14 protein-coding genes and 2 pseudogenes are annotated in these 16,875 nt (G+C 59.7%); 2 read left to right on the forward strand and 14 right to left on the reverse strand.

The window, feature by feature from the left end:
* Positions 1-15: 15 nt before the first annotated feature.
* The 7 genes and pseudogenes from glgA to QZR14_RS28180 form a co-directional block, all read right to left on the reverse strand.
* A complete protein-coding gene (glgA, locus tag QZR14_RS26050; RefSeq protein WP_311998103.1) occupies positions 16-1,602 on the reverse strand; it encodes a glycogen synthase GlgA in 1,587 nt (528 codons plus the stop codon).
* 582 nt (positions 1,603-2,184) lie between these two features.
* Entirely contained in the window at positions 2,185-3,138 is a 954-nt protein-coding gene (locus QZR14_RS26055; RefSeq protein WP_311998104.1) for a D-2-hydroxyacid dehydrogenase family protein, read from the reverse strand.
* A 13-nt stretch (positions 3,139-3,151) separates the two neighbouring features.
* A complete protein-coding gene (locus QZR14_RS26060; RefSeq protein ID WP_311998105.1) occupies positions 3,152-4,201 on the reverse strand; it encodes an alpha/beta fold hydrolase in 1,050 nt (349 codons plus the stop codon).
* An 87-nt stretch (positions 4,202-4,288) separates the two neighbouring features.
* Positions 4,289-4,723 carry a YqaA family protein gene (locus QZR14_RS26065; RefSeq protein WP_311998112.1) on the reverse strand — a complete coding sequence of 145 codons (435 nt, stop codon included), beginning with the start codon at positions 4,721-4,723 and terminating at the stop codon, positions 4,289-4,291.
* Complete coding sequence (locus QZR14_RS26070; RefSeq protein WP_311998106.1) at positions 4,723-5,169, reverse strand: DUF411 domain-containing protein; 447 nt, start codon at positions 5,167-5,169, stop codon at positions 4,723-4,725. Before QZR14_RS26070 ends, QZR14_RS26065 begins: the two co-directional genes overlap by 1 nt.
* Positions 5,170-5,477: 308 nt before the next feature.
* Positions 5,478-6,005 (reverse strand): annotated as a pseudogene (locus QZR14_RS28175) (methyl-accepting chemotaxis protein); the annotation flags it as partial.
* A 333-nt stretch (positions 6,006-6,338) separates the two neighbouring features.
* Positions 6,339-7,469, reverse strand: a pseudogene (locus tag QZR14_RS28180) (HAMP domain-containing protein); the annotation flags it as partial.
* Positions 7,470-7,850: 381 nt separating this feature from the next.
* Here QZR14_RS28180 and QZR14_RS26080 point away from each other — a divergent pair.
* The gene (locus QZR14_RS26080) at positions 7,851-8,378 is read left to right on the forward strand and encodes a hypothetical protein (protein ID WP_250604979.1); all 528 of its coding nucleotides are present in this window, start codon (positions 7,851-7,853) and stop codon (positions 8,376-8,378) included.
* A 59-nt stretch (positions 8,379-8,437) separates the two neighbouring features.
* On the opposite strand, the gene QZR14_RS26085 is transcribed toward QZR14_RS26080, so the two are convergent.
* From QZR14_RS26085 to QZR14_RS26110, 6 genes are all read right to left on the reverse strand, one after another.
* Positions 8,438-9,367: a GNAT family N-acetyltransferase gene (locus tag QZR14_RS26085; protein ID WP_311998108.1), complete on the reverse strand. Its 930-nt coding sequence runs from the start codon at positions 9,365-9,367 to the stop codon at positions 8,438-8,440.
* Positions 9,355-10,656 (reverse strand): AMP-binding protein, encoded by a 1,302-nt coding sequence (locus QZR14_RS26090; RefSeq protein WP_311998109.1) that lies wholly within the window; start codon positions 10,654-10,656, stop codon positions 9,355-9,357. The genes QZR14_RS26085 and QZR14_RS26090 overlap by 13 nt, the downstream gene beginning before the upstream one ends.
* A gap of 42 nt (positions 10,657-10,698) precedes the next feature.
* A complete protein-coding gene (locus QZR14_RS26095) occupies positions 10,699-13,095 on the reverse strand; it encodes an acyl-CoA reductase (protein ID WP_311998110.1) in 2,397 nt (798 codons plus the stop codon).
* Position 13,096: 1 nt separating this feature from the next.
* The gene (locus QZR14_RS26100; RefSeq protein WP_250604987.1) at positions 13,097-14,227 is read right to left on the reverse strand and encodes a LuxE/PaaK family acyltransferase; all 1,131 of its coding nucleotides are present in this window, start codon (positions 14,225-14,227) and stop codon (positions 13,097-13,099) included.
* A gap of 11 nt (positions 14,228-14,238) precedes the next feature.
* Positions 14,239-15,486 carry an MFS transporter gene (locus QZR14_RS26105; protein WP_311998111.1) on the reverse strand — a complete coding sequence of 416 codons (1,248 nt, stop codon included), beginning with the start codon at positions 15,484-15,486 and terminating at the stop codon, positions 14,239-14,241.
* Between the two features lie 275 nt (positions 15,487-15,761).
* Positions 15,762-15,902, reverse strand: a complete 141-nt coding sequence (locus QZR14_RS26110; protein ID WP_250604991.1) for a hypothetical protein — start codon at positions 15,900-15,902, stop codon at positions 15,762-15,764.
* A 158-nt stretch (positions 15,903-16,060) separates the two neighbouring features.
* Here QZR14_RS26110 and QZR14_RS26115 point away from each other — a divergent pair, with 158 nt between their 5' ends.
* Positions 16,061-16,249: a hypothetical protein gene (locus QZR14_RS26115; RefSeq protein ID WP_038363103.1), complete on the forward strand. Its 189-nt coding sequence runs from the start codon at positions 16,061-16,063 to the stop codon at positions 16,247-16,249.
* Between the two features lie 18 nt (positions 16,250-16,267).
* On the opposite strand, the gene QZR14_RS26120 is transcribed toward QZR14_RS26115, so the two are convergent.
* Positions 16,268-16,645, reverse strand: a complete 378-nt coding sequence (locus QZR14_RS26120; RefSeq protein ID WP_095050747.1) for a fe2+ zn2+ uptake regulation protein — start codon at positions 16,643-16,645, stop codon at positions 16,268-16,270.
* Positions 16,646-16,875 lie beyond the last annotated feature (230 nt).

The following is a 16,875-nucleotide window of genomic DNA, read 5'->3' on the forward strand; positions in this document are numbered from 1 at the left end:
GGTGAACCTCCCTGGTTATTTGTGGTGAGCTTTACCCAGCGCCTTGGCGACCAGTTGTTCGTAGAGGTCGGCGTACGGTTCAACCGCTTTGCACCAGTTGAACGGCGCAGCCATCGCCCGGCAGCGCATGGCGTTGAGCAGTTCGGGAAAGGCGAACACCTTGAACGCGCGGCTCAGGGCCTCTTGATAGCTTTCAGCAGTGGACTCATCGAAGAGGAAACCGGTGACCCCGTTTTCAATGGTGTCGGCCAGACCGCCGGTATTGCGCGCCACCGGCAGCGAGCCGAAACGCTGCGCATACATCTGGCTCAGACCGCAAGGCTCGTAACGCGAAGGCATCAGCAGGAAATCGCTGCCGGCGAACATGCGTCGGGCGTCGGTTTCATTGAAGCCGATGCGCACGCCGATCTGCCCGGGAAAGCGCAGCGCCAGTTCGCGCATGGCTTGTTCTTCTTCCGGCTCGCCGCGACCGATGATGGCGATCTGGCCGCCGTTCTGCACGATGTACTCGGATACCGCTATCGTCAGGTCCAGACCTTTTTGATAGACCAGGCGCGAAACCACAGCGAACAGCGGGCCGGTGGAATCATTCAGGCCGAACAGTTCGCGCACATGGGCAGCGTTGACCGCTTTGCCGTCCCAGTCGCCGATGGCAAACGGTGCGAACAGGTGCGGGTCGGTGGCGGCGTCCCAGCTTTCATCAATGCCGTTGGGGATGCCGCTGAGCAAGCCTTGCTGGGTCTTGGCGGCGAGAAAACCGTCGAGGCCGCAGCCGAAATCCGGGGTGGTGATTTCCTGCGCGTAAGTAGCGCTGACCGTGGTGATGTGGCTCGAATACGCCATGCCGGCCTTGAGGAACGACATCTTGCCGTAGAACTCCATGCCTTCCTGTTGCAGGGCATGGGCGGGAATGCCCAGCTCAGGGCAGGAGCCGAGGCTGGTCACGCCTTGATAGGCGAGGTTGTGAATGGTGAACAGGGTCGGCGTGCGCTGCCCGCGCCAGTGCATATAGGCAGGCGCGAGACCGGCCGGCCAGTCATGGGCGTGCACCAGATCCGGGCACCAGTGAATTTGTGCAAGGTTGGCGGCGATGTCGGCGGCGGCCAGGCCGAGGCGGGCGAAACGGATGTGGTTGTCCGGCCAGTCGCGACCATTATTGGCGCCGTAAGGCGAGCCTTCGCGCTCGTAGAGTTCGGGGCAGATCAGCACGTAGATAACCAGACCGTCCGGCATGTCCATGCGCCCGATCTTGCACGGTGGCAGCGCTGCGTGGCCGCCCAGTTCGCCGATGATGTGGATCGGGTTTTCGCTGTGCATCACCTGCGGGTAACCGGGGATCAACACGCGCACGTCGTGCAGATGGGCCATGGCCCGGGGCAGGGCGGCGGAAACGTCACCCAGACCGCCGGTCTTGACCAGATCGGCGATTTCCGAGGTGACGAACAATACTTTCTTCTTGTTGGGGTTCTGGCTCGCTACCGGAGTCAGCGTTTTGGTGCCGGGGACGTTGATCTGTCGGCTGCCAGGAACACTGATGGTGCTCGATTCACCAACCGCCTGCTGAGCACGCTCTCCCTGAATTTCCAATGCCGCACTGATCATGTGAATCTCCCGTCTCGTTGATCTGATTCTTGTCTTGAACAAGCGATGTCCGTAGCCAAGTCCTGTGGCCGGGCGCAAACGCGCCACGCATCGGTGAGCAAACGCTACCCAACACGCGCAAGCAGAATGGGTGAACGGGCCGTTGCAAGGATTGCACCAGTCGCTATGGCCCTGTCTTTCAGATGACCTGCCGCCGCGCGCAAAAGTTTCGACTTTTTTTCGGCAATGTGACCGGTCGGTTTTACCCCGCGAACGTCAGTCTAGGCCAGATCCTAGAGCGGGCCAGAGCAAATGGGTAAATTGTTCGACAATCGGTTGGTGGTCCGCGTGCACCGTGCTTTGCAGGGGGAAACGCACCGACGAAGTGCAGGTTTTTTTGCGAGGGAGGGCGAAAACGGTGACTGATCGGTCACGAATTTGTGCTAGCGAGAGATGTGGCTGCACTGTTATGGTGCGGGCAGTTTGTTGATGGGCTGACTCCAGACAACACCTGTAGGAGCTGCCGAAGGCTGCGATCTTTTGATTTTGCCTTTAAAAGCGAAGATCAAAAGATCGCAGCCTTCGGCAGCTCCTACAGCGGGGTTAATTTAACGCACGGATTGGATTACCAGCCGCCCAAGCCTGAATATCCTCGATCATCTGCGAAAAGAACTGCTCATAATTCTGCCGGCTGACATACCCGACATGTGGGGTCGCCAACACATTGTCCAGTGTGCGAAACGGGTGCATCGCTGGCAGCGGCTCCTGTTCGAACACATCCAGCGCCGCCCCGCTGATCTGCTGTTTCTGCAACGCCTTGATCAGCGCCGCCTCATCGACAATCGGCCCGCGCGCGGTGTTGACCAGCAGCGCCGTCGGCTTCATCCAGCCCAGTGCCTGCGCATCGACCAGCCCGCGACTGCGCTCGCTGAGTACCAGATGCACCGACAGCACATCGGCCTGCTCGAACAGTGCCTGCTTGCTCACGTACGTCACGCCGACCTGCTCAGCCCGTTCGACCGTGAGGTTTTCGCTCCAGGCAATTACTCGCATGCCGAACACCTGAGCAAACTGCGCGACGCGCTGACCGATACTGCCCAGACCGAGAATCCCGAGGGTCTTGCCGTGCAGATCGCCGCCCAGCCCTTGTTGCCAATGACCGGCGCGAAGGGCGTTGGCCTCATTCACCAGATTGCGCGTGGCCGCCATGATCAGCGCCCAGGTCAACTCTGGCGCGGCGTGCTTGTAACTGTCGGTGCCGCAGACCTTGATGCCCAGCCTGGCGGCCGCTTGCATATCCAGCGCCGCGTTGCGCATGCCGCCGGTGACCAGCAATTTCAGGTTGGGCAAGCGCTTGAGCAAGTCTTCGTCGAAGCGCGTGCGCTCGCGCATCACGCAAACCACTTGATAGCGGCCCAGGCGCTCGGCCAGTGTGGCGTTGTCTGCCGGGTAATCGTGTTCGAACGTCACGTCCCCCAGACTCTCGAGCACCGACCAGTCGACCACGTCGCGGGCCACGTCCTGCCAGTCATCGATCACTGCAATCTGCACCGCCATCAGCCTTACCTCATCAACGAACGGGATTGGATGTATTCAGCCAGTCGAGCAGAGCCTTGTGGAACTGCGCCGGCTCTTCCATTTGGGGCGCATGACCCATGCCGGGAAACTCCACCAGCGTCGACTGCGGGATCAGCTTGGCGACTTGTTTGCCGAGCACGTCGTAGTGGCCGATTTTCGCTTTCACCTCAGGCGATGCGAGGTCCTTGCCGATCGCCGTGGTGTCGGACGTGCCGATCAACAGCAGGGTCGGCATCTTCAGATCCTTGAACTCGTAGTACACCGGCTGGGTGAAAATCATGTCGTAGATCAATGCCGAGTTCCACGCGACCTGAGTCTTGCCCGGGCCTTTGCTCAGTCCGGCGAGCATGTCCACCCAGCGATCGAATTCGGGTTTCCAGCGGCCATCGTAGTAAGTGGTTCGTTCGTAATCGCGAATGCCCTGGGCGCTGACTTTCAGTTCGCGCTGATACCACTGGTCCACGGTGCGATAGGGCACGCCGAGGGCTTTCCAGTCCTCCAGACCGATCGGGTTGACCAGCGCCAGTTGCTCGACCTGCTCAGGGAACAGCAAGGCGTAACGGGTGGCGAGCATGCCGCCGGTGGAGTGACCGAGCAGCGTGGCTTTTTGAATGCCCAGTGCTTTGAGCAACTGCTGGGTGTTGGTCGCCAGTTGCTGGAAGCTGTACTGATAGTGGTCGGGTTTGCTGGATGTGCAGAAACCGATCTGGTCCGGCGCGATCACCCGGTAACCGGATTCGCTCAATGCCTTGATCGAACTGTCCCAGGTTGCGCCGCAAAAGTTCTTGCCGTGCATCAGCACCACGGTGCGGCCATTGGCCTTGCCGTGAGCGGCGACATCCATGTAGCCCATCTGCAGGGATTTGCCCTGGGATTGAAAGGCAAAGTGTTTAAGCGTGTAAGGGTATTCGAAGCCTTGCAGTTCCGGGCCGTAGGCCGGGCCTTCCGGCGCGGCTTCGTCTGACGTCGCGGCTTGCGCCGACAGGGGCAGGGCGGCGCAGAGGAACAGGCCGGGGAGCCAACGGGAAAACATGACAGACATAAGGTCAAACTCCGTTTGAAATCGGCCGATGCTGGAATGATTGGATTATGCCGACGTTAAACACAGGCAATGCCCGCACCCGATCGTTCAACCCAGCCAGCCCACCGTCAGCATGGCCAGCACGGCGTAACGCGCACCTTTGGCCAGGGTGACGATCAACAGAAACCGCCCGAGCGGTTCGCGCATCACGCCGGCAATCAGTGTCAGAGGGTCGCCAATGATTGGCAACCAGCTCAGTAGCAACGACCAGTGACCATAGCGCTCATAGTGTTTGCGCGCCCTGGCCATGTGCGCGGCGCTGACCGGAAACCAGCGCCGATCCTGAAAGCGCTCGAGGCCACGGCCCAGCCACCAGTTGACCAGCGAGCCGAGTACGTTGCCCAGCGTCGCCACCGCGAGCAGCCCCCACAGCCAATAACGCTCGCTGACGATCAGACCGACCAGCAACGCCTCGGACTGCAGCGGCAACAGGGTTGCCGCACCGAACGCGGCAAAGAACAGCCCGCCGTAAGCCGCGCCGATCAATGGGCCGGGTAGTCCGCCACGACCACGTCAGCGCCATCCTTCTTCAGGCCGATAACCTGATAAGCATCGCTCATGCCGTCCATTTCCATGCCCGGCGACCCCATCGGCATGCCCGGTGCGGCGACGCCGAGCAGATCGTCACGCTTGCTCAGGGCCAACACCTGATCCGCCGGCACATGGCCTTCGACGAATTTGCCGTTGATGATCGCGGTATGGCACGAGGCCAGACGCGGTGGTACGCCATGTTGCTGCTTGAAGCTGCTCATATCGCTTTCGACGTGATCTTCGACTTTGAAGCCGTTGGCTTCGAGGTGGCTGATCCATTTCTTGCAGCAGCCGCAATTGGCGTCGCGGTGGACTTCGATCGGGATCAGATCGGCGGCCTGGACCAGGGAGGAGATGAACAGGACGCTCAGGGCGGCCAGACGCAGATGGGTTCGCATAACGGATTCTCGGCTCGGGTGACGATCGGAAAGCAGGCATTTTGACCGGTTTTTCCCGCCGGGCATCAACGCAATGTTTCCAGTTGTTGCAAGGCGGACGGGCAGGATGATCGTAGATCAACGCTGACAGGTTGCTGAGCGCGAGATGACAATGTTGTCAGCCTACAATTGTATGAACCCCGTCGCCCCCTGTGGGAGCGGGCTTGCCCGCGATGGCGGCGGGTCAGTCAATGAGGTTGTGTCTGACCGGGCCCCATCGCTGGCAAGCCACACAGGGGTTATGTGACAGGCAGAAATCTCTGCTGGGATCAGCGTACTTTGAAACGTCCCATGATCGCGCTCACCCGGCTGTTGGCTTCAAGCAATTGATGGGTATTCAGTTCGCTGGCTTTGCCGCTCTGCACCAGCTCATCAACCATGTGGCGGATCTGCACCATGCTGCGGTTGATCTCCTCGGTCACCGCGCTTTGCTGTTCGGCAGCGGTGGCGATCTGCGTGCTGAGGCTGTTGATGTGGCTGACCGAGCCGGCCATTTCATCCAGACCGGAGTTGACCCGTGCGGTGGCGTCGGCGGCGGACTGGCAACTGGCCTGGGTGTTTTCCATGGCGCTGACCGACGAACTCACACCTTGAGTCAAACGCGTCAACATCTCGTTGATTTCCGAGGTGCTGGCCTGGGTGCGCGCGGCGAGGGCGCGGACTTCATCGGCGACCACGGCAAAACCGCGGCCCTGTTCACCGGCGCGTGCCGCTTCGATGGCCGCGTTGAGCGCCAACAGGTTGGTCTGCCCGGCAATCGCGCCGATCACCCCGAGAATTTCGGTGATGCGTTGGGCGTCCTGCTGCATGTTTTCGACTTTGTGTGTGGCGCTGGCCACTTCATCGATCAGCGCCACGACACTGTTGGTCGCTTCACCCACCACCACGCGGGAACGGTCGGCGTTTTCGTTGGCGCGTTGGGTAAACGCGGCGGTTTCGGCGGCATTCTGCGCAACGCTTTCTGCCGTCGAACTCATCTCGGTGATGGCGGTAACGGTCTGATCGGTTTCCGAGGCATGACGCAGCAGGATCTGGCTGGTATGCGCCGAAGTGCGTTGCAGGTTGTCGAGGCTGGACGCCATGGCTCCGGTGGCCTGGGTGACTTCGCCGATCATGTTCTGCAGGTAGGCAATGAAGGTGTTGACCGAGTGGCCGATGGCGCCGAGTTCGTCTTCGGCGCGAATAGTGATGCGCCGGGTCAGATCGGCATCGCCACTGGACAGCAAATCGATGTTGGATTTCAACGCTTTCATGCGTTGCACCAATTGGCGAATCGCGTAGACCTGCAACAACACCAGCAGGATCACCAGCGGAATCTGCAACAGGCTCAAGGTGCTGAGGACGTCATCACGCTGGGCGGTGAGCATTTTCGTCGGCAGGGCGGTGGCGAGGAACCACGGCGTGCCTTCGATAGGACGCATGAAGAACGTGCTGGCTTCACCGTTGTTATCGAATTCGATGCGCTGCGCCTGATCGCGATTTTGCAGCCCGGCTTTGACCTGGCTGGCGAAGGTCGATGTGCCGGCCAGTTCGCTGATGTTCTTCAGCACGATCGGGCCACTGATGCGCGAGCTGTTGCTGATGATCTTGCCGTCGGCTTCGACGATCAGCATCTCGGCGTTAAGGTCTTTTTCCTTGCGCGCGACCAGATCGTTGAAGAAGCCAAGTGTGACGTCGATGGTCGACACGCCCCAGGCACTGCCGTTTTTCTGGATGGCCATGGCGCAGTTGGTGCGCGGCTCGGCGCTGGCGTCATCTTTGTACGCCGCCGCCCAGGCGCATTGACCGCGTGGTGTGGTCATGCCGCCCTTGTACCAGCTCTGGTCGTAATAGTTGGGGGCTGCGTCGCTGTTCCAGAACGTGTTCACGGCCAGTTTGCCAGAGGCGTCGCGGTGCCAGAATGTGCTGAATTTGTTGCGCCCGGCTTCACGTTGCCCTGGCAGAGGCCAGATCCCGCCGCCGAATACTTTCAGCTCGCCGTACTGATCGACCAAACCTGGCAACACCGTGTCGATGGCGGCGCTGTCGAGCAACGGGATAGTCTGGGTGATGCTGCGCTGTTGCGCCTGCACTTTGTTCAACTCGCCCTGAATCTGCTCGGCCACTTCGGCGATGCGGTTGAGCACGACCTGTTCTTCGGTGTGACGCAGCTTGGGGGCGACCAATTGGCTTATGCCAACCACGGTCAGCACTGACAACAGCAGGATGAACAGAACCAGAAACAGCGTGTAGCGAGCCTGAATAGTGCGGAATGCGGGCATGGAGACCGGTCCTTGAGCAGCGTTTCTTATTAGGGGCAGGGTAAAAAAGTGCGGGTGTCGACAGCGTATCGTCGGCGCAGCAGGAAGCTTTAGGTACGCACGTGCTGAAAAGCAGTGATGCCGACGACTGGCCAGTATCGAGATCGATACACAAGCGCTGATCAGTGCACGCCAATAACTGAAAAAGCGATTTTCATGACGTTGTCATGACAGCTTTGGCGCAGATTCTGCGGGCCATGGAGCTTTTGTATCGAGAATGTACGAGAATTGTAAAAATGTGCAGAAAGAGGTTGGTGCCATCAGTTCGCCCGCCGATACTCGCGCCCATTAATGCCGTTCAACACGGATATTTTTTATGTTCATTTCACAGGGAGTCTTCTCATGACGATCGGTATTGTCGGCGGCTGGGAGAGCAAAGCAGGGGTTATGGTTCGTAACACCGGCGCGAAAAAACAAGTGGCCCAGAGCGTCAAGGTGCAGCAGATGCTCACTTTGGTCGGTACCAATCCCACCGCGCTGAATACCGCTGAAATGGACAAGCAGGGCATGCGCAAGGCGATCAAGGGCTTTGACCCTGCGAATGTTTCGGTAAAACAATTGGGCAATCTGAGCGAGATGCTGCGTAGCCGCGGTCTGATCTCCGAGATCACGTCCCTTACGTTGAAGAACGCCGGGGACAAGTTCGACCGTTTTGGCGTGGTCAAGGATATCGATGCCAAGTTCAACGCCCTGGAGTATTTCGCGACCCAACTGGATTCCATCCAGAACAATGGTCTCAATGGCAATGCCTATGGCAAGAGCCTGATTCCCGAGTTCAAGAAAGCGATCTATGTGCTGCAGAACCTCAAGACCTACGGTGAAGGCAACGCGCCGAAACCGGTCGACGAGGGCGTCAAAGCCAAGGCGTAAGCCTCGGTCGTATAGCCCGCTCAAGGCGTGAGCGGGCTGGTCGTGGTGTCGGCTTTGGTTCAGGAATGTGCTGACGTCTGACGGGCAATTTGCTGTTGTGCCTGATCATGCAGGCGCTGGATGTGCGGGCAGCGCAGCTCCAGCGTACGAGGCTGATAGCCGCGATGAAACAGCGCCAGCCACCCCTTGCTGCGATCATCCGGGGTGATCCCGGTGAACACGAAACCCATCGCCGACAGGCTGTCCACGGCTTCGGCAAAACCGCTTGCCAGCCTGAGCCGGATCGAGACCATCCAGTGCCGTGGCAGTTCTCGTAGCTGTTTAAGCAAACGGCTATCAACTTGTTTCAGCATTACGTCATAACGCCCGGAACATTGTTCGACATGCAGGGGCGGACCCACCCAGGGCGCGTCCTTTTCTTGCGTTCCGTATACGCTGCACAAATGCTCCATGAAGTCGCGACAGCTGTCTGGCCATGGCAGCGCCGGGAGCGGACGCCGATAACCGTCGATTGGCGTGTAGCCGATGACGATGGACTCCGGCAATGATTCACCAAACGGCGAGGGCACATAGTCGAGCATCAGTCCCGTGCTGCAGAAACCCAGTCGGTCGGCCATGCGTTGTGTGTAGGCATGCTGCGTCACTTGTTTGATCGTCACGCCATGGCAACCCAGCGCCTGTGCATGGATCAGCAGGCGAATGCCCAATTGCGTGGCGATGTTCTGCCCGCGAGTCGACGGGTGTACCACGCTCAATGCCAGTTCCGCCGTGTGCGATCCCGGATTCCTGCACAATGTCGCGTGGCCGAGGATTTTCTTGCCGGATTCCGCGACCAGCGAATGCCAGCGACCGTCGCCATGGTTCTGGTTGATCATCAACGGCAAATACACGTGCGGCTGCACGTAGTGGTCTCCATAGATTTGCCGAAACAGGCGGCTGACGGCCCTGGCGTCACAAGGGCGATAACTGCGCAGCGTCACCTTGTCCATGGACGTTGCTCCGCATGCGGGGGGACGTAGCTACGCTGGTCGACGACGCGTTGGTGTTTGCCGGAGCGCGGATGGCGAGTGAGTTCGTCGGGTGCGCAATCGGCGACCTGCAGTTCAAGTTGCTCATCAATGCAGAGTTGCGCGATCAGCGGGTACTGCTCGACCAGTGCCCGGTGCAGGGTTGCGTTGGTCTGGGCGGTTTCAGGACTGAGCACATCCGGAACCCATTTCAGGCACAAGATATCGACGCTGGCCGGTTGGCTGATGATCAGTTGCCAGTCGTCGCGGGCGGTGATGCGCTGAACGATTCCGGCAATGTCTTCGATCAACAGGGTCAGGCTGCTCACCCGCACCCGCTGACTGCTGGCGCTGCGGCCCAGCAAGGCGAACTTGCGCATCGCCGCGCCGGCCGGTTCGCGCCAGCAAGCGAGGTCACCCACGGGGTAGCGAATCAGCGGCATCAGCCGGCGGGTTCGGTTGGTGATCAGCAGTCGTCCGGTTCGGTCGCACTCTTCGATCACTTCACCGGTGTGTTCATCGACGATTTCCAGCACGCTGTGGCTGGCCAGCATCCGGTGCTCGCCGAGGGCGCAATCGCGGCTCGTGGCGCCGATGAAGCCGGCGTCGACACTCGCGTAGCCGATGGAGGCAATCCGCGCATTGGGGAACACCCGGCGCAACGCCTGCAATTGTCCGGTGAACAGGCTTTCTCCGCCGTAAAGGATTGTCTCGACTTCACCCAGGGTTCGCGCCTGACGCTCCAGCACGCCGGCGAATGTCAGCAATTGTGCGGGTACGCCGGCCAGCACATTGATCCGGTGTTGGCGGATCGAGTCGGCCAGCACCGCAGGGTCGACGTCACCGGTAAACGGATATTCGGTAACCCCCGCTGTTTCGTGCGCCAATGCGTCGTGGATAAAAACGAAACTGGCGTACAGATCGCCGACAAAAAACAGATTCGCCACCCGGTCGCCGGGACTGAGTTGCCCAGCGAGATGGCCGCCGAAGTCCCGCACAAGTGTCTGCCACTCTTCGCGGGTAAATACTGATAGTTTACCGGCGCTGGTTGTTCCGCCGGTCTTGAATACCAAGGCGCGTTCGACCGTTGAAGTCAATACTGGCCATTGTTCGAAGTTGTCGCTACTTGCCCAGTATTGTTGTGGATCGATCACCGGAAGTTCATCCAAAGTGCTTGTCTGCGGTGTAACGTTTTGCAAATGTCTGGCGTAATACTTTGAATGTTCGCGGGCAAAAGCAAACAACTTGTTCAGTTCAGGTATTGGATTCATGGTGTTCTCTTTAATTATTCGGGCCATCGCCGCCGATTGCTGTTAACGGCGCGCGTCGATTACTGGCGGTATCTTTCCGCTGTGTCTGTTTCTGTCGAAATGTTGTGGTTCGCAGGGTTGCGCTTGCACGGTGAGCAGTCGGGTGCGCACAAGTGTTGCAAGTGTCGAGTAGCCCTCGAGTCGGCTGAGAATGTCTGCGGGTTCACCAGGGCTGCGGATCAGCAGGCGCTCGAGGCCATCGGCAGCGTGATCGAGGTACAACTGAAACGGCGCTTGCAAGTGCCGGGCGAGTTCGTTGAGACAGATGAAATCGCTGCCGATGCGCAGCAGCCGGCCGTGTCGTTGCAGCAATTCGAAACGCGGCGAACTTAGCCCGCATGGACAGGCACCGGGCAGCCAGCGGCCGGTGTCGCCGACGTCATAACGCTGCACTTGCTGGCCTTCACGTGCTTTGGAAGTGAACAGCAAGCGGCCAACTTCATCGCCAGCAACAGGCACGTCCTGCTCCAGGTCGACGATTTCCAGATGCTGGATAGCGTCCATCAGATGAAACACACCGTCACCGGTAGCGGCGCAGGCATGTCCGAATGGTCCCGCATCGACACTGCCGTAAACCGCCGAACGGATGCTGGCGACGCCGCAGCTTTGCAGCAGTTCGCGACACTGATCACTGATGTGTTCACCGCCGAGGAAGACTTTTTCAATCGCGCCATAACGACTCAGACGCGGCCCCTCGTTGAGAAACAATCGATGCAGGGTGCTGGGCATGCCGATCAACACAGTCACGCGCTGCTCGATGATCACTTGCGCAATGTCGCGGTAATCATCGTCGGCCGGCGCGCCCATGGGCAGGTGCGTCGCACCGAGCAACTCCAGCACCTTGGCAAAACTGAAGAAACCGCCGTACAGGCCGCCACTGAAGAACAGGTTCATCACCTTGTCGCGGCGCGGATCTAGGCCCGCCGCGAACAGCCCGTCGGCCGCCGCGCGCATTTGCCGTTGAAAATCGCGGTAACTGAAGCCCGACAGCGCCGGTGTGCCGCTGCTGCCGCCGGAACGGAAAAACAGCTGCGCCGCTGCGGTGGTCGGTTGCGCGATAAACGCTGCTTTGTCGATGATCGGCAGCCCCGTCAGGGTCAGCGGGCAAGGTGCCTGGTCGAGGTTCATGTGGGCCGGCAACTGCGTCGGCGCGAGGCTGACCGACACGCGTCGGCTCAGGCGTTGCAGTGCGTAAACGCCGTCGTGGGGCTCGCCGTCGTAGCCGTCGTGGATCGCGTTGATCGGCGTAATCCGGCTGACACCCGCCGCAATCAATGCGCGCGCGAGCTCATTGATCTGCGCCTCACCGCAGACCAGCGCGCAACTCTGTAACACGTTGCGCCACGGCAGCAGCGTTTGACTCAGCTGCGCCCGTGGCAGCGGTTTGAGCAGCAACGTGCGAAACAGCGGTGAAGGCGCCAGCGACTGATCATGGTTCCAGATCAGCCGCCAGCCCGGCGCGCTCCAGACTTGCCCGGTGCTGCCGGAAAAGCTCTGGCCCAGACGGGCCATTTGCGTATGGCTGGTGATCTCGCTGGCTTCCTGAATGGTCGGGGTCAGCGCCGGCCACTGCCCGGCACGGCGCTCGAATGCCTTGGCCAATGCGCAGCCGATATCTTGCAGGGCGGCCGGATCGTCGCTGTCGACCAGCAACCATTGCGGGCTGGAACAGGCCTGTTGATCCAGTCGGCAGACCTCATCGACGATCGCCTCCAGTGCCGTCGGCGAGACCGCGTCCGGTGTCAGGTAGGCGAAACTGATGCGGTGCCCCCAATCGATCCAGCGGCATCCGGGTGGCAACTGTTGGCGGATCGCTTGCAGCGCCGCTTCGCCACCCCACGCCGATACGCCATTGGCCATTTTGCACAAACGACCGATCTGCGCCGTGGACACGGGTAACACCGCGACGTAATGGCGTAGTTGTCCGCTGGGGTCGCATTGCACCAATGCGTGCAGCAGGCGTGCGGTCAGGCCTTGGTCGCTGCGGCTGGGGCGTAGCCAGTTGAGGTTGCCGGCCAGCAGGCTTTCGAGCATGGCGCAGCAGGCCAGCAGTGGCGCGTTGGCCGGGGTGACGTGAACCACCAGGCCCAGGGGACTCCAGCGTTCAAAGCGCGACTGCTGATAATCAACGCGCCGCAACGAATCGGCCTGATCGCCCAGTTCGCGTTCAAGCTTGGTTTGCAGGGCGTGAGGCTGACAGAAGGCAATCAGCGCCTGGCGCTGTTCGTCATCCAGCGGCAGTTCGGCGCTGTGCAGTTGCTGCGCAAAGTTGGCCGCGGCGGCCAGAACGATGGCGCTGTCCAGCGGTGTGCTCAGGTGTTGCGGCAAAGTCTGATGCAGTTGCGCCAGTGCGTTGTCGAGGTCGATTTCGGCGAAAAGCTCTCCGTGGATCAGGTACATGTCAGTGCCTCCCCAACAATTCGGAGGCGGCCATCGCGCAGCTCCTGCCGGCGGTGGTGCCTGCACGGCCATGCAGTTCGAACCAGTCGCTGGCGAGGCCGCAGCCGCAACTTGAGCCGGGGTGCAGCGTCGCCAGATCGCTCATCACGACCGCATGTGCCGGGCTGGACGAAATGTAGGGAGAGACGAATCCCAGCAAGCCTTGCTGACCATAGGGCTGAACGGAAAAATCCAGCGGATTGCGCACGTAAGCCTTGGCGTAAACCGGCACATGAAAATGATGCCGGTCACATTCGATGTACGGCACCGCGTGCTCGACCGCACCGTAACCGTCGCGGCACCGCGAGGTTTCGATGCCCAGTTGCCGGGCGATGCGTCCATACAATTGCTGTTTGGGGATTTCCTCGCTGGCCCGGGTTTTCCAGCCACCGCCAAAAAATGCCAGCGAACCTGCCGGCAGTTTCAACTCAGGCACGCCGGTGGCCTGCATGTGTTGCAGGGTCTGCCAAAGGAACGCCGGGAAACCGAAAATGCGCACGGGCAGACCTTCTTCGGCGAACGATTGCAGGGCCGTGATGACGCCGAACACATCGAATTGATGGCCGTCGCCGTTACTGCGCAACGCGTAGGCGACGCGGTTGACGGGAGCAAAGCGGCACAGAAACTGATCGGTGTACGACGTTCCCAAGGTGATCGCCCCCTGCGGTTCATAGCTCAGCAGCAGGTAGTTGCACGGCGTATCGGCCGAGTGCCAGCCGTAATGGTTGAAAATCCGCTCGACCATGAACTGAGCGCCCGCAAGGCTGCGCGGGTCATAACGCATGCGGCTTTTCTGGCCACTGGTGCCGGACGATGTCAGTTCCAGCGCGTGCTCCCCGGTCGGGCTGAGCAGCAATTGCTGTTTGAAAAAGTTGGCCAGGATCGGCGGCAGACGGGACCAGTCATCAAGGTTGTCCAGGTCCTGTTCGTCGAGGCCGTTGGCATTCAGCCAATGGCCGTAGCCGGGGGTGTGCCGGCAATGAAACCGACTGATCTCGGTCATGGCCTTATCGAACAGGCCTACCGGCACAGAATCCGGGCAATAGGGGTGTGGCAACGCGCAAAGTGCGTCGCTGGCGGGGAAGTGATTCATTCAATATTCCTTTACTGAGCAGAGGCGGAGTCGGAGGGGGGGCGTTGCAACAAACCCTGCAACAGTGGGAGACACATCAGTCCGCTGAAGGCGGCGTAAAGCGCGAAAAGCTCGAGGCGTGCGCCACCGCCGATGGTGGCAATCAGCAAGCCGCCGAGGCCCATCACAGCAATCGAAATCATCCCGACCAGGGCCGATACCAGACCTTTACTGTCATCACTGGCAAACAGCGCCAGGCGATACAGCGCGGCATTGCTCATACCCAGCCCGACTGCGTACAGCGCCAGACTGGCGACCACCGGGCCGAGTCCCGCGCCAGCCAGTGCGCAGACGATCAGGGTCAGAAGCCCCAGGCAAAAAGGCCAGAGCGCCAAGCGGATCAGTTGCGGCAAGGCGTGCGTGATCAGCAACCGGTCAAGGATCAGATTGCCGGCAATCACCGCAGAGAAAATCGGGATCTGCCACATGCCATATTCAAGCGGCGTGAGCCCGAGCAACTGGATCAGCAGCAACGGTGCAAGGCCGATCCAGGCAATCAGCGGCAGACTCATCAGCCCCAGTGCGAGGCTGGCGGCGAGGAATCGGCCATTGCCGAGCAGGGCGCGGTAACGTCGGCAGGTCTGCTGCCAGGAAAAACGTACGGCAGGTTGCATCTGACCGTCTCGACGGACGACGCCGACGGTTTCCGGCATCCACGCCAACAGCCCCAGCCAGACCATCGACGCGGCCAGGCCCAGGCCCAGAAACACTTCGCGCCAGGACAGCCATTGCAACAGCAGAATGCCCAGCAGCGGCCCCACCAACGGTGAAAGCAGTGCGATATTGCCGAGCAGCGCCATCAAACGCACCGCATCAGCCTCGCAAAACACTTCCTGAAGGGCCGGATAACTGACCGCGACAACAAAACCCAGGCCCATGCCTTGCAGCAATCGCAGCAGATTGAAAGCTTCAATGCTCTGGATGGTGAATGCCCCCGCGCAGGCCACCGCAAACAACGCGCAGCCGATCAACAATACTCGCCGTCGACCCCATTGATCGGAGAGCGGCCCGATCAGCCATTGCAGGCAGACACCGCCAAGCAGATAAAGATTGAAAGCGTTCGGTACATGCCGCACATCGGCCTCAAGTTCGGTAGTAACGCTTAACATCGCAGGCATGATCAAGTCGCTGGCCATATACGTCAGAAGTTCAAACGCGCTAATCGCCAAACAGAATCCGAGCGCTTGTTGCGGCCGGATCTGTATAAGAGTTCTCTGCATAAACGTTCCTGTTAGTGAGTGGAAGGAAGTTGCCAGAGACTAGTTGCACAGGCGCGCCCGACCTATTGTTTTGCTGCGACATTAGATTTCAAATGCTTGCAACTTATTTAGTGATTGGATTTGGCGCAGGCAGCGAGTTAGAGCGTTGTGCTCAATGCATTTGGCAAAAACAGAAAAGCCCGCAACGGGGCGGGCTTTGTTTGAAGTTGATCTGACTTGTTGTTTTCCTGCCACGGTCTGTTCATTGGCAAGCGGGCAGGGCGAGCAATCCTGTTCTAGCGATGTTGGTAATAACCAGGGCCACCCTGGTAATAACGGTGGTGACCGTCATGCCAGCCGCCGTGGGGGAAGATGATGCAGCCACTCAGGGTCAGCAGGGCAAGAACGGGAATCAGCCAGGTGATTCGACGCAGCATTTTGAAAATTCCTCATGGTTACGCCGTCATGAAGCGAAAACTCTTCATCGGCTGTAACATAAGACCCCGATTGCAGCGGCGCATCCCCGTAGAACGGTAAGTGCATGGCATGCAAGCGGATACAAACCGGATACATTTCAAAGTTTCAGGAAGCCGCAATGACCCACAAGCAACGCTTGATTTATTCGATTCTGATCGCCGTGTCGGTCCTGGCCATCATGCTCGGCCTGTCCTGGCTGCAAAATGCCGGCATGATTTCAGAGAAGACGTTTCAGTTCGTCGCCATTGGTGTGGCGGTGATCGTGGTGGTGATCAACGGCGTGATGCGCCGCAAGGTCAAGCCTTGACGGCGATGGCTGTACGCTTCAATCGTGGTTGAGGACGGCTGCGGCCTGTGGATGCAGGCTGTAGCTCTTGTCTTCATTGAAGGTGATCACGCCTTCGGCGCACAGGCGCTTGAGCACCTCGCGCACACTGAGGAAGGACAGCGGAATATCCAGATCCAGCAATTGGCTGTGGACACCGCGCACGCCGAGGCGCCGCTCGCTTTGTGCGGCGACCAGCAGGGCGTCGATGACTTTCAGACGAATCAGGCTGGTGCGCAGCCCGAAACTTTTCAGCAGCAGGCGGATGCGTTCGTTACCGTGACGCTCGACGCGCTGCCCGAAATCGCTCGCGTGTGGGCTCATGGAGACTCCTTTGGGGGCCTGGCTACCGTCCGTTGGTAGTTGCGAGTTGTACATGCGATTACTCCTTTTCAGAGTCTGATCGGGGTGGTTTTTTTGCGCTCTCTAGAACGAGACGTATCAGCACGACAAATCATGAAAGAAAAAATGTAGAAATTTTGTCGGGGATTTGTCTTTTCCTTGTGATTTCGGGTTGGCCTTGGCGGCCTTTGGGCCGACCAGGCTCTTTGGGTTTTGGGTGTATATCCGTTTTTTTGGGTGTTGCGACTGGCGGTTTCGCTCTTACA

The sequence above is a fragment of the Pseudomonas sp. rhizo66 genome (assembly GCF_031931925.1).
GTDB lineage: Bacteria > Pseudomonadota > Gammaproteobacteria > Pseudomonadales > Pseudomonadaceae > Aquipseudomonas.